At 72.5% G+C, this 19,639-nt stretch carries 16 protein-coding genes; 8 read left to right on the forward strand and 8 right to left on the reverse strand.

All coding sequences use genetic code 11. The features are described from left to right. Positions 1 to 329 precede the first annotated feature (329 nt). Complete coding sequence (locus ACLHRZ_RS04035) at positions 330 to 1,190, reverse strand: SCO6745 family protein (RefSeq protein WP_490416819.1); 861 nt, start codon at positions 1,188 to 1,190, stop codon at positions 330 to 332. Between the two features lie 224 nt (positions 1,191 to 1,414). On the opposite strand from ACLHRZ_RS04035, the gene ACLHRZ_RS04040 reads away from it, so the two are divergent. After that, on the forward strand, positions 1,415 to 2,623 hold the full coding sequence (locus ACLHRZ_RS04040) for an NAD(P)/FAD-dependent oxidoreductase (protein WP_490416820.1): 1,209 nt from the start codon (positions 1,415 to 1,417) through the stop codon (positions 2,621 to 2,623). 38 nt (positions 2,624 to 2,661) lie between these two features. Here ACLHRZ_RS04040 and ACLHRZ_RS04045 read toward each other — a convergent pair whose 3' ends face one another. The 5 genes from ACLHRZ_RS04045 to ACLHRZ_RS04065 form a co-directional block, all read right to left on the reverse strand. After that, on the reverse strand, positions 2,662 to 3,444 hold the full coding sequence (locus ACLHRZ_RS04045) for an SDR family NAD(P)-dependent oxidoreductase (RefSeq protein ID WP_490416821.1): 783 nt from the start codon (positions 3,442 to 3,444) through the stop codon (positions 2,662 to 2,664). An 85-nt stretch (positions 3,445 to 3,529) separates the two neighbouring features. After that, the gene (locus ACLHRZ_RS04050; RefSeq protein WP_490416822.1) at positions 3,530 to 5,131 is read right to left on the reverse strand and encodes an ABC-F family ATP-binding cassette domain-containing protein; all 1,602 of its coding nucleotides are present in this window, start codon (positions 5,129 to 5,131) and stop codon (positions 3,530 to 3,532) included. A gap of 61 nt (positions 5,132 to 5,192) precedes the next feature. Beyond that, entirely contained in the window at positions 5,193 to 6,569 is a 1,377-nt protein-coding gene (locus ACLHRZ_RS04055; protein WP_490416823.1) for an MFS transporter, read from the reverse strand. Positions 6,570 to 6,677: 108 nt separating this feature from the next. Further along, complete coding sequence (locus tag ACLHRZ_RS04060; protein WP_490416824.1) at positions 6,678 to 8,099, reverse strand: aldehyde dehydrogenase family protein; 1,422 nt, start codon at positions 8,097 to 8,099, stop codon at positions 6,678 to 6,680. 67 nt (positions 8,100 to 8,166) lie between these two features. Next, on the reverse strand, positions 8,167 to 9,417 hold the full coding sequence (locus tag ACLHRZ_RS04065) for a cytochrome P450 (protein ID WP_490416825.1): 1,251 nt from the start codon (positions 9,415 to 9,417) through the stop codon (positions 8,167 to 8,169). A 792-nt stretch (positions 9,418 to 10,209) separates the two neighbouring features. Between ACLHRZ_RS04065 and ACLHRZ_RS04070 the strand changes: the two genes are divergently transcribed. Genes ACLHRZ_RS04070 through mdlC form a run of 7 tightly spaced genes read left to right on the forward strand, consistent with a single transcriptional unit; the run spans position 10,210 to position 17,657 of the window. After that, on the forward strand, positions 10,210 to 11,553 hold the full coding sequence (locus ACLHRZ_RS04070) for an aromatic ring-hydroxylating oxygenase subunit alpha (RefSeq protein ID WP_490416826.1): 1,344 nt from the start codon (positions 10,210 to 10,212) through the stop codon (positions 11,551 to 11,553). After that, positions 11,550 to 12,137 (forward strand): aromatic-ring-hydroxylating dioxygenase subunit beta, encoded by a 588-nt coding sequence (locus tag ACLHRZ_RS04075; protein WP_490416827.1) that lies wholly within the window; start codon positions 11,550 to 11,552, stop codon positions 12,135 to 12,137. The genes ACLHRZ_RS04070 and ACLHRZ_RS04075 overlap by 4 nt, the downstream gene beginning before the upstream one ends. Further along, on the forward strand, positions 12,112 to 12,378 hold the full coding sequence (locus ACLHRZ_RS04080) for a hypothetical protein (protein ID WP_490416828.1): 267 nt from the start codon (positions 12,112 to 12,114) through the stop codon (positions 12,376 to 12,378). The genes ACLHRZ_RS04075 and ACLHRZ_RS04080 overlap by 26 nt, the downstream gene beginning before the upstream one ends. Further along, the gene (locus ACLHRZ_RS04085) at positions 12,375 to 13,235 is read left to right on the forward strand and encodes an FAD binding domain-containing protein (protein WP_490416829.1); all 861 of its coding nucleotides are present in this window, start codon (positions 12,375 to 12,377) and stop codon (positions 13,233 to 13,235) included. The genes ACLHRZ_RS04080 and ACLHRZ_RS04085 overlap by 4 nt, the downstream gene beginning before the upstream one ends. Next, positions 13,232 to 13,696, forward strand: a complete 465-nt coding sequence (locus ACLHRZ_RS04090) for a (2Fe-2S)-binding protein (protein WP_490416830.1) — start codon at positions 13,232 to 13,234, stop codon at positions 13,694 to 13,696. The genes ACLHRZ_RS04085 and ACLHRZ_RS04090 overlap by 4 nt, the downstream gene beginning before the upstream one ends. Then, positions 13,693 to 16,077 (forward strand): xanthine dehydrogenase family protein molybdopterin-binding subunit, encoded by a 2,385-nt coding sequence (locus ACLHRZ_RS04095; RefSeq protein WP_490416831.1) that lies wholly within the window; start codon positions 13,693 to 13,695, stop codon positions 16,075 to 16,077. The genes ACLHRZ_RS04090 and ACLHRZ_RS04095 overlap by 4 nt, the downstream gene beginning before the upstream one ends. Then, a complete protein-coding gene (mdlC, locus tag ACLHRZ_RS04100) occupies positions 16,074 to 17,657 on the forward strand; it encodes a benzoylformate decarboxylase (RefSeq protein ID WP_490416832.1) in 1,584 nt (527 codons plus the stop codon). Before ACLHRZ_RS04095 ends, mdlC begins: the two co-directional genes overlap by 4 nt. 14 nt (positions 17,658 to 17,671) lie before the next feature. Here mdlC and ACLHRZ_RS04105 read toward each other — a convergent pair whose 3' ends face one another. Together ACLHRZ_RS04105 and ACLHRZ_RS04110 are read right to left on the reverse strand one after the other, a co-directional pair. Further along, positions 17,672 to 18,460 (reverse strand): SDR family oxidoreductase, encoded by a 789-nt coding sequence (locus ACLHRZ_RS04105; protein WP_490416833.1) that lies wholly within the window; start codon positions 18,458 to 18,460, stop codon positions 17,672 to 17,674. Between the two features lie 58 nt (positions 18,461 to 18,518). Next, positions 18,519 to 19,583 (reverse strand): VOC family protein, encoded by a 1,065-nt coding sequence (locus ACLHRZ_RS04110; protein ID WP_490416834.1) that lies wholly within the window; start codon positions 19,581 to 19,583, stop codon positions 18,519 to 18,521. Positions 19,584 to 19,639: the final 56 nt, after the last annotated feature.

Raw genomic sequence — 19,639 nt, forward strand, 5'->3', positions numbered from 1 at the left:
CGGTGACGCGCGCCCGGCAGATGGAAGAGCCCGTGTGCCGCGGTGCTTCGCGGAGCGGAGGACCTGCCACGGCGTTCGGGGCGTGAACGGCGGGTTGGGAGCGGAAAGCCGGTGACACCCGTCCCGCAGGGGGGAACGGTCCGTGTCCGGATGGCGGTCCGGAGACGGCGCCCGGCGGCGGGACGGGGATCGGCCGGAATCAGTGGAGTTGACGGCGCCTGGCGGGCGGCGCGCTGGATCCTCCTTTCCTGCCTGCACCGGAGGCCGGCGGGCACCACCGGTGCACGGAAACGACGGCGTATGGCGGTACCGCTCGTGAGCGGACAGGACTACGCGTCGTTGCGGGGCAGTTCCCCGGAGGCGATGACGGCGTCGTGGAGCGGTGCGCACAACGCGATGAGCCGCTCCGCGCGTTCGGCCCCCAGGGAGCGGTAGGGAGGAGCCGCGGCGGTGTCGGTCGCCTCCTCGATCCGGGCGCGCAACTGTGTGCCCGCCTCGGTCAGCCGCCCGGAGGAGTCCAGGACGCCCGATGCGGTGAGCGTGGCCACCTCCGCATCCCAGGCCTGTTGGGACCAGGCACGGTGCTCGCGCACCTGCTGGGCGCCGAAGAGGCTTCTGCCGGTGGCGACATCGGTGACCAGCGCCGCGATGGCGCCGACACCGTGACTGACCAGCGCGGCGATGTGACCGTCACCGCGGTGCTCGCGCAGGAGTGTGATGCCGTGCCACAGCGCGAGGTGCGCTTCTTCGGGCCACGGCAGCTCGGCGTGCGCGGCGAACAGGGGCCGTCCTTCGGGGGAGCACGCCGCGGCGGCGGCCCTGGCGAGGCCGGCCGCCTCGGCGATCTCCGGGCTCTTCACCACCTCGTCGCCGAGAATGCGGCGCAGCGCGCGGTCCACCGCGGTCAGCCGGGCCTCGATCACGCGCTCCGGCGAGGCCAGGTCCCACGCCCTGGGCAGGTGGCGGGTGATGAGCGCCGGGTTGAAGTTGTAGAACGTGGCTGCCACCGCGGCGGCGGACGCACGGCCGAGCGCAGCGGCGCGGCCGGCGAAGTACCCCATGTGCCCCGGCTCGAGTCCCGCGGACGTGAATTCCTCGTCGACCTCGGGGGCGAAATAGCAGAGCAGGTGTGCGGGTTCCCCCGCCTGATGAAACCGCGAAGCGAGTAATCGTTGCGATTCGCTGATCATGTTCCGATGCTAGGACGCCTTTTCGAGGGGTGTCAACGGCTTCGTGAAATTGAAGTGATGTGCATAGAGTGGGATCCGACGGGGAACCATGCATGAGCCATGGGCCGTTTTGCGGGCGCGATCGAGCCAGGCGACGAGGCTGTTTGCCCAATCCCCCTACAACACCTTTGACCTGCCTGAACGTTGGGTGTGCGCTTTCTTCGAAGAGAAGTGGACGCGTTGAGATGACTGCTGCCGAAATAGGCTCTGAAAAAGATACGTGCGACGTCGTCATCGTGGGAGCACGGTGCGCCGGAGCCCCGCTGGGAATGCTGCTCGCGCAGCGGGGATATTCAGTGGAAATGGTGGACCGGGACCCTGTCGGAGCCGACACCGTTTCCACTCACTGGATCAGGTGGCCGGGAGTTCAACAGCTCCGCTCATGGGGGCTCGTCCCGGCGCTGGAGAAAACGGGATGCCCGCCCATCGTCAGCGCGTCCCTCGATTTCGAGGGCCGTGTACTGAAGGGCGGGCCGCGGGCCGGCGGGATGGAAGCCGCCACCTACGCCCCCCGCCGGACCGAACTGGACGCGCTGCTGGTGGCCGAGGCCCGCGCCAAGGGGGCACGGCTGCGGGAGCGCTGCGCGGTCACCGGTCTGCTCGTCACGGACGGCAGGGTCACGGGCGTGCGGGGGAGTGGCCCGGACGGGCCCGTCGGCCTGCGCGCGCGGGTGGTCGTCGGGGCCGACGGCCGAAACTCGACGGTCGCACGCCTGGTGCAGTCCCCGGTCGTCGAGGACAGGGGAGCGCTCGCGCGCAGCCTCTACGGCTACTGGTCGGGCGTCGCGGAACGGGGAGTGCGCGTGGTCTTCCGCGGCAGGCGCGGCATCTCCCTGTGGCCCACCCACGACGGTCTCACCGTGGTGTCGCTGGTCTACCCGCCCGAGGAAGCCCCCGGCACGGGGCATGCGGCACTGGCGGACTTCTACGCGTCGGCGCTGCGGGAGGTGCCCGAGGTCGAACAGGCCCTGGCAGGCGCCGACTTGGTGTCCCGGCCCCGGGCCGCGGCCGTCCGCAACGCCCGCAGGCACGCCCACGGCCCGGGCTGGGTCCTGGCCGGGGACGCCGGCATCACCAAGGACCCCGTCTCGGCGCAGGGCATCTCCGACGCCTTCGCCGACGCCGCCGTGCTCGCCGACGCCCTCGACGCCGGACTCTCGGGCTCGGCCGGACTCGACGAGGCGCTGGCCGACTACGCCGCCACCCGCGACGCGCAGCGGCTCGCCGCCTTCGCCTACACCTGCGAGCAGGCCGAGTTGCGCCCCTTCGGCGCCGGCTTCCTCGACGACCTGGCCCGCACCGCCGCCGACGCGCAGGCCGTCGAGGCGTTCGTGAACACCTTCGTCGGCTGCGAGACGGCGTCGGACGCGGACTGGCTCGGCGAGTCCCACTAGGACCACAGGCTCCTCCCCTTCGTCGCCGGCGGACGGGGTCAGTGCATGACATCCGGGGGCATCCCCAGGAACAGGCCGCCGCTGACCTCGATGAGCTGTCCGGTGACCCACCTCGCGTCGTCCGAGGCGAGGAAGGCCACGACGTCGGCGACGTCGGCGGGGGTGCCGATCCGGCCGAGCGCGGTCATGTCGATGACGACCTGCCTGGCCTCCGGCTGCTCCCGCCGCTCCACCGCGGTCAGATCGGTGTCCACGGCGCCGGGGGCCACGGTGTTCACCGTGATGCCGCGCTCGCCCAGCAGGTGCGCGAGCGTACGGTTCATCGCCACCACCGCGGCCTTGGCCATCGTGTAGGCCACATCCGCCACCGCGACCCGGATCGCCGCGGAGGACACCGACACCACCCTGCCGCCGTCGGTGAGCAGCGGCAGCGCGCGCTGCACCAGGAAGAAGGGTGCCCGGGCGTTCACCGCGATCAGCCCGTCGAAGATCTCGGGCGTGGTGGCTTCGAAGAACGTCGTGCTGAACCCCGCGTTGTTGACCAGTACGTCGAGCCGGTCCCTGCCGCCGTCGGCGAACCGGGAGCCCGTCTCGGTCAGCAGTGCGTCCACCCCGGCGACCGTCGAGAGGTCGGCGCCGACGGCGAACGCCTCGCCGCCGCGTTCGCGGATGTGCGCCACGGTCTCCTCCGCGGCCCGGTCGTCGTGTCCGTAGTGAACGGCCACGTGCGCGCCGTCCGCTGCCAGCCGCTCGGCGATGCCGCGGCCGATCCCGCGAGAGGAACCGGTGACCAGTGCTGTACGGCCTTTCAGGTCGGGCATGGTGCTCCCTTGGGAAGGTGGGCCGGTCCGCAAGGACCGGGCAGGGCCGGTGGGTTGTGGCGCGGCTCGGGGCCGCGGTGCGGGATCAGGCCAGGGAGACGAGGTCGGCGTAGCCGTCGCTCCACAGGTCCTCGTCGCCGTCGGGAAGGAGGAGGACGCGGTCGGGGCGCAGTGCCTCCACCGCGCCGCGGTCGTGGGTGACCATGACGACCGCGCCCGGGTAGCCGGACACGGCGGCCAGCACCTCGTCGCGGGAGAGCGGGTCCAGGTTGTTCGTGGGCTCGTCGAGCAACAGCACGTTCGCGCCGGAATGGACGAGGCAGGCCAGTGCCAGCCGGGTCTTCTCACCGCCGGAGAGCACACCGGCGGGCTTGTCGGCGTCGTCGCCCCGGAACAGGAACGCGCCGAGCACCTGGCGGACTTCGCCGTGGGTCAGCTCCGGGGCCGCGGCCGCCAGCGACGCGAACACCGTCGCGGCGGGGTCGAGCGTGTCGTGCTCCTGGGCGAAGTACCCCAGGCGCAGGGCGTGGCCCGGCACCACCCGCCCCCGGTCGGGCTGCAGTTCGCCCGCCAGGATGCGCAGCAGCGTGGTCTTGCCCGCGCCGTTGAGCCCGAGCACGACCAGCCGGCTGCCGCGGTCGACGGCCAGGTCGATCCCGTCGAAGACCGTGTGCGCGCCGTACGACTTGGCCAGACCGGCCGCCGCCAGCGGGATGCGCCCGCAGGGTTTCGGGGTGGGCAGCCGCACCCGTGCCACGCGCTCGCCCCGGCGCACCGGCTCCAGCTCCCGCAGCATGGTGTCCGCGCGCCGCGCCATGTTCCGCGCGGCCACGGCGGTGGCCACGTGCGAGCGCATCTTCTCCGCCTGTGCACGCAGCGCCGCCGCCTTGCGTTCGGCGTTGGCGCGCTCCCTGGCCCTCCTGCGCTCGGCCGCCTGGCGATCGGCCCGGTAGCGCCGCCAGCCGGTGTTGTAGACCTCCAGCGCCGGCAGACCGGCGTCGATGTGGAAGACCCGGTTCGCCACGGCGGAGACGAGACCGATGTCGTGACTGATCATCATCAGGCCGCCGGAGAAGCCCGACAGGAAGCCGCGCAGCCAGGTGACGGAGTCGGCGTCGAGGTGGTTGGTCGGTTCGTCGAGCAGCAGGGTGTCCTGCTCGGCGAACAGGATCCGCGCCAGCTCGACCCGCCTGCGCTGCCCGCCGGACAGCTCGCCCAGCCGCTGTGCCAGCGCCCGGTCGGGCAGCCCGACGCCCGCGGTCACCTGGGCGGCGGCGGCCTCGGTCGCGTAGCCCCCGAGGGCGTCGAACTCGTCCTGCGCCCTGGCGTAGGCGCGCATGGCCCGGTCCTGCTCGGCGTCCGACCGGGCTCCGGCCATGGCGGTCCCGGCGGTGTGCAGCGCGGCGGTGACGCGATCGAGGCCGCGGGCGGCCAGGATGCGGTCGGTGACCGTCTGGTCCTGGTCGGCTCCGCGCGGATCCTGTGCGAGGTACCCGACCGCTCCCGTCGCGTCGACGGCCCCGCCAGCGGGCCGCAGTTCGCCCGCCAGCGTGCGCATGAGCGTCGTCTTGCCCGCCCCGTTGCGCCCGACGAGGGCGATCCGGTCACCGGGGGCGATGTGGAAGTTGACGTCGGACAGCAGCAGACGTGCGCCGACGCGCACATCGACATTGCGAACAGTGAGCAAGGAATACTCTCCGTTTGCCGCGGGGGCGTACGAGGCGAAGTGCTCTGCGGGACCGGGGGGTTCAGCCCACGGCGGCGTGCTCCTTCAGGGGGGCCGTGCGCGAGGTGCCCACCGCGGCGGCGGCGCAGACGCCGGTGGCGACGATGCCGAGCACCGCCATCGCGGAGCCGAACCCCAGGCCCCCGGCCGCGGTGGCGCCCACGAGCACCCCGGCCCCGCTCGTGCCGAGACCGGCCGCAGTGACGTCGCTGATCTGCAGCGCCGACGAGTTCGTGCCCGTCTCGTCCTCGGCGGACTGGTCGAGCACCAGCACACCGGTGGTGGGCACGCACACGCCCATGCCCAGGCCGCCCACGATCCACAGCAGGTACACCGGCCACCCCGGTGCACCCGGCAGGCACAGGGCCGCCATCCCCACGAAGCAGCACACCAGGGCGATCAGCCCGTACCGCAGCAGGGACGACCTCGCGACCGTGGTGACCCTGCCCTGCGCCTGGGCCCCCGCCCACCAGCCGACGGCGCCCGCCAGCAGAGGCAGACCCGAGGCCACGGTCCCGAAGCCGTGGAGCGTGACGAGGGTCAGCGGCACGACGGACTCGATGGCGTAGAACGACCCCGCCAGCAGGCCGCGTACGGTGACCACGGCGGGAACGCCCCGGCGCAGCCGGGCCGACCCCCGCGGCAGCAGTTCCCGCAGCCCGAATCCCAGCGCCAGCAGTCCCGCTGCCAGCAGGGGCACGGCCAGCACGGTCCGCCCGGCGACGACGGCGTTGCCCCCCGACTGCAGGACGACGACGCCGATCCCGGCGAGCAGGGCGAACAGGGGCTTGCGGGACCTGCCGGCCGGCGCGCGATCCGGTGTCGGCGCCGTGCGCAGGGCCGGGAGCAGGATCAGTCCGCCCGCCACCACCAGGGGCACCAGCCCGAGGAACACCCAGCGCCATCCGACGTGCGCAGTGATCGTGCCCGAGATGACCGGCCCGACCAGGGCCGGCAGGACGTAGGCCGCGGAGATGATGGCCAGTGCCCTGGGGCGCAGCCGGGGCGGGTAGGCGGTGGCCACGAGCTGGAACACCGCGATCGATGCCAGCCCGACGCCGATCCCCTGTGTGCCCCGGCCCAGGACGAACACCGCCATGTGCCCGGCGGATCCCGCCAGCAGCAGTCCGGCGGTGAACACGGCGATGCCGGTGAGCAGGGGCCGGCGCGGACCGACACGGTCGCACCACTGGCCCGCCACGCCGAGGCCCACCAGGTTCATGACCAGGAAGGCGCTGTAGGGCCAGCCGAAGAAGGCGAGCCCGTCCAAGTCGCGCACCGCCGAGGGCATCGCGGTCGCGACCGCGATGCCCTCGAAGGCGAACAGGCTGATGGCGAGGGCTATGCCGATGCTGGTGAGCCGCCATTGCGGCGCGAAGACGCCGGGGGAACGTTCCACGATTTCCTAATCCCACGAAGCTCTGCGGCCGGACGGGAGTCCGGGTACCCGGCCCAACGCCGTGCCGGCCGCCCTTGGTTGTCGTTGCGTGTGTTGTACAGCAAGACACTACAAGCGGTGCGTCACCTGTTTGATCCGGGTGTACGCCTCGAAGCCGTACCGTGAGAGGTCCTTGCCGTGGCCGGACTGGCGGAAGCCGCCGTGCGGCAGCTCCGAGGGGAACTGCAGGTGGGTGTTCACCCACACCGTTCCGTAGTCGAGACCGGCCGAAAGCCGCATCGCCGTGCGGTGGTTGTCGGTCCATACGGCAGAAGCCAGGCCGTAGGGCGAGGAGTTGGCCCGCCGCAGGGCGTCCTCCTCGTCGGCGCACCGCTCGACGGTGATCACGGGCCCGAAGATCTCGGTACGGGTGATGGCGTCGTCCTCGCGCACTCCGGCGATGACGGTGGGGGCGTAGAAGAACCCCTGGTCGCCCACGCGGTGGCCGCCGGTGACCACCCGCGTGTGCGGTGGGAGGGTGTCGATGCATCGCTGCACCCGCGCCAGGTGCTCGGGGTTGTTGAGCGGCCCGTACGCGGCGTCGGGGTCCGAGGGCGGGCCGGGGTGCCGTGCCGACGCCTCCGCCACGAGCGCCTCCAGCAGCGCGTCGTGCACCGCGTCGGCCACCAGGACCCGGCTGGCGGCCGTGCAGTCCTGTCCCGCGTTGGCGAGTGCCCCGGTGACGATGGTCCGCGCGGCGTCGGCGATGTCGGCGTCGGCGCACACCAGGACCGGGGTCTTGCCGCCCAGTTCGAGGTGGGTGCGCTTGAGCGTGGCGGCGGCGCGGGTGGCCACGTCCACGCCGGCCGCGACCGATCCGGTCAGCGAGACCGCGGCGGGCACCGGGTGCTCGACCATGAGCCGTCCCGTGGCAGGTCCGCCGCAGACCACGTTGAGCACACCGGGCGGCAGGACCCGGGCGGCGACGTCGGCCAGCAGGAGCGCCGACGAGGGGGTGGTCTGTGCGGGCTTGAGCACGACGGTGTTGCCGGCGGCGATCGCCGGGGCCGACTTCAGCACGGCCATCAGCAGCGGGAAGTTCCAGGGCGCGAGCTGCGCGCAGACGCCCACCGGTTCGCGCCGGGTGTAGGAGGTGTGCTCCCGTGCGTACTCGCCGCCCGCCACACCGTCGAGCAGCCGTGCGGCACCGGCGAAGAAGCGCAGTTCGTCGATGATGCCGTCGATCTCGCCGGCGGCGTCCCGGCTGCCGGTGTCGCCGAGTTCGGATGTGCCGAACCCGGCGGCCTGCCCGGCGACCGCGTCGGCCACTTCCAGCAGGGCGGACTGGCGCTCGCCGGGCGTGGTGCGCGACCACTCGCCGAAGGCCGAGGACGCCGCGCGCATGGCGCGGTCGACGTCCTCGGCGCCGGTACACGGTGTGCGCAGACGGGCGTGGCCGGTGCACGGGTCGAGCAGCTCGATGTACTCGGTGCCCGCGGCGGGTTCGGCCTGTTTGCCGTCGATGACGTTACGAACGGTGGGTGTTGTCACGGTGGAGTTCTCCTGGTGGCTCGGCCGGTCCGGTGATCAGACGTCGGTGTTCCGCCGTGTGCGGCGCTCAGCTGCCGCCGGTGACCCGCAGCGAAGTGAAGCCGTGGAAGCCGAGGTTGTTGTTCCAGTTGGCTTCCTGCGGCGGCACGTGCAGCTGCGGCCACCTGCGGTACAGGCTGCTCAGCGCGATCCGGGTCGTCTGGCGCACGAGCGGGTCGCCGAAGCACAGGTGCCGGCCGATGCCGAAGGTGAGGTGCCGGTTGGGCAGCGGCCGGTCCAGGACCAACTCGTCCGGGCGGTCGAAGACTTCGGGGTCGCGGTTGGCCGAGGCCACGTACAGCAGCAGGGGCTGTCCCTCGCGCAACGGGAGGACGGTCCCGTCGGACGCGGTGTACTCGAAGTCCGTGCCCGCGATCCGGCCGACGAAGGAGACCGGTGTGCACATGCGCAGGAGCTCTTCGACGGCGGGACCGACGGTGCCGGGGTGCAGCAGCAGGTCCCGCTCGGCGGTGGGGACGCCGGCGAGGGCGTGCACGCAGTTGCCGATGAGGTAGCGGATGGACGCCACACCCGCGAACAGCAGCAGTGCTGCCTGCGCGACCACATCGCGCTCGGAGAAGCGGTGCCCGCGCACGCTGATCTCCCGCAGCTGGTGCAGCAGCCCGCCCTGGGCGCGCGAGTGGCGCGCGTTGTCCTCGGAGGCCAGGAAGTCGGCGAGCTGCCGGGTGCTCTCCCTGGTCCGGCGCAGGTGTTCCACCGAGACCGAGGTCGAGCCGAAGAGGTGCGCGATGTCGTCGGTCCAGCGGTTGAGGTCGGCGTGGGCCTCGACCGGGACGCCGAGCACGTCGGCGATCACCATCGCCGGCAGCGGGAAGGCGAACTGCGAGATGAGGTCGAAGCCGGAGGGGTCGACCCGGTCGAGCAGTCCGTCGACGAGCCGCTGGATGCGCGGTTCGAGATGCTCGTCGGTGAACGGGACGTAGCTCCTGTTGGCCTGCCGACGGTTGCGGGTGTGTTCCGCGCCGTCGTGGAACGCCAGCCAGCGGCCGTAGATGTCGAGCATGTCCGCGAACTCCTCGCGCTGCTCGGCCGGCAGGAAGCGCAGCGGGACCGCGGAGCGCGCGTTGGACAGCCGCTCGTCCTTCATCAGGCGTGCGCAGTCGGAGTACCGGAACATCAGCCAGGTGCCACCGAAGATCGTCCCGGACAGGTGGGCCGGGCGGCGCTCACGCATCAGCGTGTAGAAGGAGAACGGGTCCTCGATGTAGTCGAACTGGTTGTGGGAGAAGTCGTCGACGGATATGACGTCAAGAGACAAGGCAAGGACTCCCGAGAAGTCGGTGGGAGATACTTGGGCATCCGATCCTGTCGGAGTGAGCGGCCGTGGCTCGCCCGAGATCACCGTAGGGCAGTTTTCGACGGCATCTCAAGGTCGCGAGTCGGATTTCCTTTCCAGTCTCCGGATCCAGCCTTCGGACGGGATTCGGATTCGGCCTCCGGCCGGGATTACGGATGCCGATGCAGCCAACTTTCAGCCAGGTTCGGCAGATTTTCGGACGCCGCCCCGCAGGGCACGGGCGGGGCGCGGGCCTGCGGCAGCGGTGCCGGGGACACGGCCGCCGAGCGCGGCGGGGGAGCCCGTACCGGGGGTACGCGGGACGGGCTTTGCCCAGCTCACGTCGTTGGCGCGGCGCCGGCACGAGAGGGTGGGACGGCCGGACGTCCGGCCGTTACGTACGGGGCCGGTGTGCGGTGAGGGACGGCGTGAGTCGTCCGCGACGGATGGTCCGGCCTCTTGCGTGCTGGAGCCACCGGCTTTTAGCGTGGCTCTACCACCAACCGGTGAGGAACGGTGTGTGTCACGTGCATGCGTACCGTCCGGGCCGGTTCATCGACGAGCAGTGCTCCGCGGTCTGGCGGGACCCGGCATGTTCGTCCGACAGCGGGTTCTCCGGCGTCGTTGCCCGGTGCGGCCCGCGCCTATTCCCTGTCCTCCACGACTTCTGATCCGTCGTCGTGGTGCGCCCGTGCTCCGCGAATTCCGGTAATGGCGAACCGTCATGCACGGTGCGTTTGCCCTGTCGTGGAATTGCCCTCGAGGAGGGGGTCTGTGCCGTTCGGAGCCGATGATTTCGTGCGCGCGGTCGACCGTCGTGCATTTATTGACAGTGACGTTCTCGATATCGAGCTCGACCGGGTCTTCCATCCTTCCTGGCAACTGCTCGGCTTCGCCGACGAGGTGCGCGAGCCGGGCGATTACGTCGTACGCACACTCGGCCGGGACGAGGTCGTCGTCGTCCGCGGGGAGGACGGCGAGGTACGCGCACTGCACAACTCGTGCACGCACCGGGGCACCCGCCTGTGCCGCGCAAGCCTGGGCAACACCGCGCACCTGCGGTGCAGTTACCACGGCTGGACCTTCGCCAACGACGGCCGGCTGGTCGGCGTGCCCGCGCTCCGGTCGGCCTACCCGCCGGACTTCGAGCGCAGCGGGCACGACCTGCCCACCGCCCGCGTGGTGTGCCGGCGGGGATTCCTCTTCGCCACCTGGGACGCGGAGGCTCCCGAGCTGGAGGACTACCTCGACGGGATCTCCTGGTACCTCGACGCCCTCCTCGACTGCGGAGGAGGACAGTGGGAGGTCTGCGGACCGCCGCAGCGGGTCCGCGCCAAGGGGAACTGGAAGATCCCCACGGACAACTTCGCGGGCGACGGCTACCACATGCGGACCACGCACCAGATCGCACTCGACCAGGGAATCTACGGCGACACCCTGGCCAACGGCACCCGGGGGCGCGCGGGCACCGACCTCGTCGCGGTCAACATCGCCACCCCGGGCGGGCACAGCGTCCGCGCGGGCTACGTAGTGGAGAGCGGGACCTCCGTCGAGGACAGGGATCTCACCGCCCCGCAGTTCCCCGGCTACCCGCCCGAGCGGTGGGCCGAACTGGCCTCGGCACAGACCCCGGAACAGGTGGCGTTCACCTCGCACTGCGAGGTCGCGCACGGGGTGATGTTCCCCAACACCGTGTTCCTCAGCGTCGCTCACGACCGCGCGGTGGGCGAGGACACCGACCCTCTGACCCGCCTTCTGGTGGTGCGCACCCATGTGCCGGTCAGCGCCCGCGAGACCGAGTGCCTGTACTGGACGCTCGTGCCCACCGCGATGGACCGGGAGTGGCGGGCCCGCTCCTACCGCTTCCAGGCCCGTACCCAGTCGGCGGGAGGAATCCTCTTCGAGATGGACGACTTCGAGAACTTCGCCCGGATCGATGCCGCCCTGGCCCGCTCGGCCCCGGGACGGGGGGGACCCGTGGACCTGACGCTCGGTGCCGGCCGCGGCACCCCGGCACGGGACTTCCCCGGCCCCGCGCAGGCCGAGGCCGCCACCCTCAGCGAGCACAACCAGCGCGCCTTCTACCGGCGTTGGGCCGATCTGGTGGGTGAGCTGTGACCGGCCACCCGGGTCCGCGCCCTGCGGCGCGGACCGCCGACCGCCCGGAAGACCTGGCCGACGGCCCCTTCCCCGACCGCGGCGCGCGGCTCCCGGGCCTCGACCCGGAGATCGCCGCCGTGCTCACCGAGGAAGGCGCCGCACTGGACGAGGGCGAGCACCGGCTGTGGCTGGACATGCTCGACCCCGCCTTCCGCTACGCGATCCCGGTGCCCCTGCTGCGCGAGGACCCCGCGCTGCCCCGGCACAGCCGCTCCGCCGTGCTGTTCGAAGCCACCAAGCGGGTCTTCGAACTGAAGCTGGGCCGTGCCGGACTGCTCCAGGCCTGGTCGGACCGCCCCGCCACCACGACGCGGCACTTCCTCGGCGCAGTACGGGTGTTCGAGGCGCCCGCCGCCGACGTGGTACGCGCCGACACCAACCTGCTGGTCACCGGCAACCGCGGGGCCGAGCACACCGTGCTCGTCACCGCCGCGCGCCAGGACCTGCTCCGCCGGCGCCACGGGCGCTGGCTGCTGCTGCGCAGGCGAGTCCTGCTCGACGTGGAGGTCGCCACCCATGAACAGCTCTCCCTCATCTTCTGAAGCATCTTCCGAAGCCGGGCACCGGGAGGACGTCCTGCTGTGCAGGGTCTCGTGCGAGTCGGCATCGGTCGCCGTCCTGCTGCACCCGACCGGCAACGGCCGACGGCTGCTGCTGGTGTCCGAACGCACGGGGCAGAGCGCACTGCTCGACGCCACGGCCCTGGACGCGCTGTGCGCACTGACCCCTCGGACGGCCACCGACCTGGTGCGTGCCGCCGTGCAGGAGGGCGCGCCCACGTGACCGCTGTCGCCTTCGACCACACCGCGCCCACGACCCTCGACGGCGTCCTGCACGCACTGGACGCCCCCGGGCGCACGGTGACACCGCTGGCGGGCGGGCAGAGCCTGGTCCCGCTGCTGACCTACCGTCACGTGCGCCCGGACACGGTCGTGGACCTCAACGGCGTGGCCGGCCTCACCGGGATCGACATCGGCCCCGACCGGATCAGGATCGGTGCGATGACCCGGCTGCGTGACGTGGAGCAGCACAAGGAACTGGCCGCCGCCCTGCCCGTCCTGGCGTCCGCCGCCGCCTGCGTCGCCCACCCCCACATCCGCGTGCGCTCCACGCTGGGCGGCTCGCTGTGCCACGCGGCCCCGGCCGCCGAAATGCCCGCGGTCGCGGTCGCGCTCGAAGCGGACGTCGTCCTGCGGTCGGTGCGCGGTGTGCGATCGGTTCCCGCGGCCCGGTTCGCCACCGGTGCAGGGACCACCGTCCGTGCACCGGACGAGCTGGTCACCGGGATCACCTTCCCCCGCACCGGCGAACTCTCCTACATCTTCACCGAGTTGTGCACGCGCGGCAGCACCGGCTATCCCGTCGCCGGCATGTGCCTGGGACTCCGGGTCGGCGACGGCCTCGTCCGGGCCGCGCGCGTCGTGGCGTCCGGGTGCGGTCCCGTTCCTCTCCGGCTGCCCGGCGTCGAGGCCGCACTGGTGGGCCGGCCCGTCACCGGACCGCACCCGGGACTGATCGCCTCGCTCGTCGCAGAAGCATCCCGGGGCCCCGGGCCCGAGGACCAGGAGTACCGGGCCGAGGTGGCCGGCGTGCTGCTCACGCGGGCCTTGGCGGCGCGAGCCGACGAGGAGAGGCGATGAACGTCCGGACGATCAAGATGCAGGTCAACGGAGTCGTACGCACCGACGACGCCGAACACCACACCACCCTGGCCGAACACCTGCGCACCACACTGCGGTTGACCGGCACGCACATCGGCTGCGGCACCGGCGACTGCGGTGCCTGCGTGGTGCTGCTCGACGGCGAGCCGGTCTGCTCCTGTCTCGTGCTCGCGGTACAGGCCGACGGCCGGGAGATCACCACCGTCGAGGGCATCGCGGGCCACGGCGAGCCGACGCGGGTGCAACGCGCCCTCGTCGAGGAGCACGGACTGCAGTGCGGATTCTGCACCCCCGGTCTGCTGGTACGGATGGCCCACGCCGCCGGCCACGACGGCGGCGAAGCGGACGTGCTGGCCGGGCACTTGTGCCGATGTACCGGCTACGACGGCATCCGCGCCGCCGTGCGCAGGACCCTCGGCGACCTCGGGGCCGGCACGTGACCGGGGAGAACCGCCACATCGGCAAGCCCGTCCCACCCCGTCACCACGACCGGCTGGTGCGCGGACACGGCCGCTTCCTCGCCGACCTGCGCGCGGAGGGCATGCTGCACGCGGCCCTCGTGCGCAGCCCGCTCGCGCACGCCGCAGTCGTCGGCTTCGACGCCACCGCCGCCAGGAACGACCCGCGCTGCGCGCTGGTGCTGGGCCCCGACGAACTCGCCGAGCGCACCGCGCCGATCCCCACGGCCTGGCGGCTGCCCGGCCAGCCCGAGGACAGCATCCCCCTCGCCGCCCGCACCGCCCGCTACGCCGGGCAGCCGCTGGGCATCGTCGTCGCGGACTCGCCCACCGCGGCCGAGGACCTGGCCGAGGCCGTGCACCTCGACCTCGCCCCCCTGCCCCCGCTCCCCACGCTCGCCGACGCGCTGGCCGAGGGCGCCCCGCCCGTCGTGCCGGGCACGACGGGCAACGAGGCCGGCCGCATCCGCTTCGGCTCCCCCGAGCAGGACATCGCCTCGGCCCTCGCACGGGCGGCGCTGGTCGTGGAACGCGAGTTCACCCTGCCGCGGGTGAACCACTCCCCGCTGGAACCGCGCGGTGTCCTGGCCGAGTACGACCCGGGCACCGCGCTGCTGACCGTGCGCGCCAGCAGCCAGTCGCCCAACGCGATGCGACAGGACCTGTGCGCCGTGCTGGGACTGCGCGCGGACAGGGTGCGCGTCATCGCCCCCGACGTGGGCGGCTCGTTCGGCAGCAAGGTCCTGCTCTACCCGGACGAGGCGATGGTGTGCGCCGCCGCCCACGCCCTGGGCACCGCGGTGCGCTGGGTGGAGTCCCGCGCGGAGAACTTCGCCGGCGCCTACCAGGGCCGGGGCCAGCGGACCACCTCCCGCCTCGCCGTCGACGCCGGGGGCCGGTTCCTCGCCTTCGACGCACACATCCTCGCCGACCTGGGCGCGTACGCGACCCAGGCGGGCAGCGGCCCGCACCAGGTGACCGCCCTGACCCTCCAGGGCCCGTACCGCGTGGACGCCGCCGCAGCCACCGTCACCGGGGTGTACACGACCCGCGTGCCCACCGGCGCCTACCGCGGATACGGCATGCAGGAAGCGGCGTTCATCCGCGAACGTCTCATCGACGAGGCCGCCCGCGAACTCGGCCTTCCCTCCGTGGAGTTGCGGTCACGCAATCTGATCCGCCCGGAGGAACTGCCGCACACCACGCACACCGGACTCACCTATGACAGCGGTGACTACGGCGCCGCACTGCGCCGGGCCGTCGCCCTGGCCGACCGTCCGCGCCCTGCGGACCCGCCGTGGGTGCGCAGGGGCACCGCCGCCGTGGCCGCGGTGGAGATCAGCGCGTTCGCGCCCTCGGCCCTGCTGGAGGCCTTCGGCATCGAGTGGAGCGGCTGGGAGGGAGTACGGCTGCGGATCAACCACGACGGGACCGTCACCGTGTACTCCGGGGTGATCGCGGTGGGCCAGGGCATCGAGACCAGCCTGGCGCAGATCGCGGCAGAAGGACTGGGCGTCCCCCTGGACTGGGTGCGGGTCGAACTCGGCGACACCGACACCGCCCCGCACTCCGATCTGTCCGCCCAGGCCAGCCGGGCGCTGACCCTCGTAGGCGGCGCACTGGTCATCGCCGCCCGGCGGCTCGCCGACCGGATGAGAACGCTCGCCGCCGCCTTCCTGGACACCGAACCCGAGCGGGTGACCCAGCAGATCGCCGCCACTGCGGACCCCTCCTCCCCGGACGCCGCCTTCCACGGCGCCGACGGTGCACGGATCACCTGGCGCGAGGTCGCCCACCGCGGATACCGGGGATGGGGGAGAGGACAGCGCACCGACCCCGTCCGTCTGGAGGAGTCGGTGGACTTCGACCCGCCGCAACTCACCTTCGCCCACGGCGCACATGCCGCCGAGGTCGCGGTCGACCTCGGGACCGGCCGCGTCACCGTGACCGGCTACTGGGCCGTGCACGACAGCGGCGTACTGGTCAACCCCCTGATCGCACACGGGCAGATCGTCGGCGGCATCACCCAGGGACTGGGACAGGCACTCACCGAGGAAGCCAGGGCCGACGCCGAAGGCACCCCCGTCACCCGGTCGTTCCGCGACTACACCCTCCCCGCGGCCCAGGACGTCCCGGAGGACCTCGTCGTCGAGCACACGTGCACCCCCAGCACGGCAATTCCCGGCGGCTTCAAGGGACTCGGCGAAGGCGGCACCATCCTGCCGCCCGCAGCGGTCGCGTGCGCGCTCGCCGCCGCGGTTCCCGAGATCGCACACACCCTCACCTCGCTCCCGCTCACCCCGCCGCGCGTGCGCGCGGCCCTGCGGGCAGCGGGCATCACGGCGGAAGGCGGTATCCGATGACCCGGCCGAACCAGGCGACAACGGTACGCGAGGCGGTCTTCGGCCTGCTCCGTGCGGAGGGCATGACCACGGTCTTCGGCAACCCCGGATCAATGGAACTGCCCATGCTGCGCGACTTCCCCGACGACTTCCGGTACGTGCTGGGACTGCAGGAGTCCGTGGTGGTGGGGATGGCCGACGGCTACGCACAGGCCACGCACCGCCCCGTACTGGTCAATCTGCACTCGGCGGCCGGAGTGGGGCACGCGATGGGCGCGCTGTTCACCGCGCACCGCAACCGGACGCCCCTGGTGATCGTCGCCGGCCAGCAGGCGCGCTCACTGCTGGAGGGCCACCCGTACCTGCTCTCGCAGGACGCGACCACACTGCCCCGCCCCTACGTCAAACTCAGCCGCGAACCCGCCCGCGCCGAGGACGTACCGGCAGCCATCGCCCGCGCCCGGCACCTCGCGACCGCTCCGCCCGCCGGGCCCGTGCTCGTGTCCGTCCCGAGCGACGACTGGGACCGCCTCGCCGAACCCGTCGCGGCCCGCCGGGCGAGTACCACCATGGCCGCGGACCCCGCCCTGCTCGCCCTCGCCGGCGAGGCGTTGGCCCGTGCGCAGTCGCCCGTGCTGATCGCGGGCTCCGGGGTCGACCGCGAGGGAGCCGTGCCCGAACTGGTGGCGCTGGCCGAGGCGCACAACGCGCCGGTGTGGGCGGAGCCGTTGTCGCACCGCTGCGCCTTCCCCGAACTCCACCCGCTCTTCGCCGGCTTCCTGCCGCCGGTGCGGGAGAACATCGTGAGCGCACTGGCGGGCCACGACCTGGTGCTGTCGGTGGGCGCGCCGGTATTCACCTACCACGTCCCGGGCACCGGCCCGCACCTGCCGCCCGGGACCGACCTCTACCTGCTCACCGACGACCCCGAACAGGCCTCCTGGTGCCCGGGAGGAACCGCCGTCATCACCGGCCTGGCGCCGGCACTGCGGACGCTGGGCACCCACCCGCCCACGATCCCGCGCACCCCGCCGCCCGCCCGCCCCCGCGCCGTGCCGCCCACGCCGTCCGCCGGCGGGATCACCCAGGCCCACCTCGTGCACACCCTCGCCGAGGAACGCCCCGCAGGATGCGTCCTGGTGGAGGAAGCCCCCGGAACCCGGCCGGTGATGTGCGAGCACCTGCCCAACCTGGGGCCCGAGACCTTCTACACCACCGCCAGCGGCGCGCTGGGACACGGACTTCCCGCGGCGGTCGGCATGGCGCTGGGCAGGCCGGGGACGCGCGTGGTCGCCGTGGTGGGCGACGGATCCGCCATGTACGCCGTCCAAGCGCTGTGGTCGGCCGCCCAGTTGCACCTGCCGCTCACCGTCATCGTGGTGAACAACCGTCGCTATGCCACGGTGGAAGGCTTCGCCGAGCGGTTCGGCATGCCGAAGCCGGTGGGCACGGCGCTCGACGGGCTGGACTTCGCCGCGCTCGCCGCCGCCCAGGGGTGCGAGAGCAGCCGGGTCGACGACCCCGCCGCCCTCGCACCCGCGTTGCGCACCGCACTCACGGCCACGTGCCCGTACGTGCTCGAGGTGGTCGTGGAAGAATGAGCTGTGCGGAGCGCTCAGCGCACGGCCAGACCGCCGTCGGGCCGCAGCACCTCGCCGGTCATGCCCCCCGCCAGGGGGGACGCCAGGAACCGGTAGAGCGGGGCGACCTGCTCGGCCTGCAGCACCACGCCCAGGGGGTTGAACTCCCGTACGGTCGCCGTGACGTCCTCGGCACCGGCGAAGACGCGACGGCCGCCCACGGTGCGCAGCCCGGTCACGACCCCGCCCGGGGCCACGGCGTTGACCCGGACCGACGGAGCGAGGTCGGCCGCCAGGTGGCGCACCACCCCCAGCGCGGCGTGCTTGGCGGCGGCGTAGGCGATGCCCGCGCCGTTGCCGCGCACGAGGTAGGACGCGTCGGACAGGGTGAAGACCATCGACCCGCCGCTGTCGGTGAGCGCCCCGGCGGCGGCGCGTGCCCCGAGCAGGTAGCCGACGACGTCCACGTCCAGGACGTGCCGGGCGACATCGGCCAGCTCGGCGCCGGGAAGGTCGCGCACTCCGATCCCGCCGTCGTGGACCCCGGCGTTGCCGACGAACAGGTCCAGCCCTCCGAAGCGGGACAGGGCGACGTCCACCACCCGGTCGTGCGCGTCGGCATCGCGTACGTCGCCGGCCACCCACTGCACGTGGCCGGTGTCGCGGTCCGTGCCACCCTCCTCGGGAACGTCGCGGTCGAGCACCGCGACCCGGTAACCGTGCGCCGCCAGATCGGCCACGACGGCGCGGCCGATCCCGGAGGCGCCGCCCGTCACCACGGCCACCGGCTCCCGTTCCGCCCGCTGCCCACCGCCTGTCGCCATACTGCCGTCTCCCTCCACTCGTCGCCCCACCCGCCGACTGCGCTTCCTGCCTGCCCGGTCACGCCGGCGGTGGTTGCCACAGACCCGTGTCGGGGCAGCCCCGCAGAGCCGCCGACACCGCCTCGTCGCGCGCCGCCGCCACCCCCCAGGTGTCACTGGTCTGCGCGTTGGCCGGGTAGACACGAGGAGTCCACTCGTGGTCGGGGTCGATCCGCAGCATTCCTGTGGTGTATTCGGCGACGAACCGTGATGTCGGTTCCTGGAAATAGGTGAAGGTGTTCGCCCCGACCCCGTGCCGGCCGGGTCCCCACAGCGGTGCGTACCCCTTCTGCAGCATGACACCGGTCGCCCGCATGAATTCATCGATTCCCCGTAATTCGAATGCGACGTGATTCAGGGACGTGTGCGGTGCACGCGTGAACGCGAGCATGTGATGGGCCGTCCCGGTGCGGAGGAATACCATGACGTCCTCCACCCAGTCGCTCACTTCGAGGCCGAATATCGATCGGTAGAACGCCGACGTGGCCGGCAGGTCCACCGTATTGAGCACCACGTGGCCGATGCCGATCGGCCGGCCCTCGCCCGGCTCGACGGGCCGAAACGCCCGTGCCGCCACCCCGGAGGACACCTCGACGGTGCGCCCCTCGCAGTCGAGGAGCCGGAACCGGTATCCGCCGCCCGCATCGTCGCAGGTGGCAGGCATGCTGACGAGGCGGGCACGCGGGTGTGCCGCCACCCGCTCGGCGATCGCGTCCACGTCCGCCCCGGTGGCCGCGGCCAGGCACAGCAGATCCACCCGGGGCTCGGCGGTGGCCCGCAACCGCAGCACGTGGTTGTCCTGGCACCCGGCTCCCAGGAACACCCGGTCCGCGTCGGTGCCCACGAGGTCCAATTGCCAGTGCTTCTCGAAGAATTCCTGTGCGGCGCCGATATCCGGCACGCCGAGCGCCACACTCCGGACATGAGTAATCATCAGGGCTTCGCCCCCAGTCTGATCTTCGGCGGTTTCGGCACGACAATACCGTCGCGCCGTGGAAAAGGACCGCCTCATCCGGCCATTTTCGGTGCCGATGGCTTGCCGGCCGTTCCGGAATTTGCGGACGATGCGGTCGCCCCCGTGCATGCCGAATGCCGGGGCGGCCGCCGGCGAATCGGTGCGCGACAGCGGGTCGTTGCACG

It is taken from the genome of Streptomyces sp. AM25, from assembly GCF_058146165.1.

Excerpts from the sequence above, each read along its gene's own strand:
- ACLHRZ_RS04040 (WP_490416820.1), top strand. The coding sequence starts at position 1,415 with ATGACTGCTGCCGAAATAGGCTCTGAAAAAGATACGTGCGACGTCGTC.
- ACLHRZ_RS04090 (WP_490416830.1), top strand. The coding sequence starts at position 13,232 with ATGAACGTCCGGACGATCAAGATGCAGGTCAACGGAGTCGTACGCACC.
- mdlC (WP_490416832.1), top strand. The coding sequence starts at position 16,074 with ATGACCCGGCCGAACCAGGCGACAACGGTACGCGAGGCGGTCTTCGGC.
- ACLHRZ_RS04105 (WP_490416833.1), bottom strand. The coding sequence starts at position 18,460 with ATGGCGACAGGCGGTGGGCAGCGGGCGGAACGGGAGCCGGTGGCCGTG.
- ACLHRZ_RS04110 (WP_490416834.1), bottom strand. The coding sequence starts at position 19,583 with ATGCACGGGGGCGACCGCATCGTCCGCAAATTCCGGAACGGCCGGCAA.
- ACLHRZ_RS04080 (WP_490416828.1), top strand. The coding sequence starts at position 12,112 with ATGAACAGCTCTCCCTCATCTTCTGAAGCATCTTCCGAAGCCGGGCAC.
- ACLHRZ_RS04035 (WP_490416819.1), bottom strand. The coding sequence starts at position 1,190 with ATGATCAGCGAATCGCAACGATTACTCGCTTCGCGGTTTCATCAGGCG.
- ACLHRZ_RS04045 (WP_490416821.1), bottom strand. The coding sequence starts at position 3,444 with ATGCCCGACCTGAAAGGCCGTACAGCACTGGTCACCGGTTCCTCTCGC.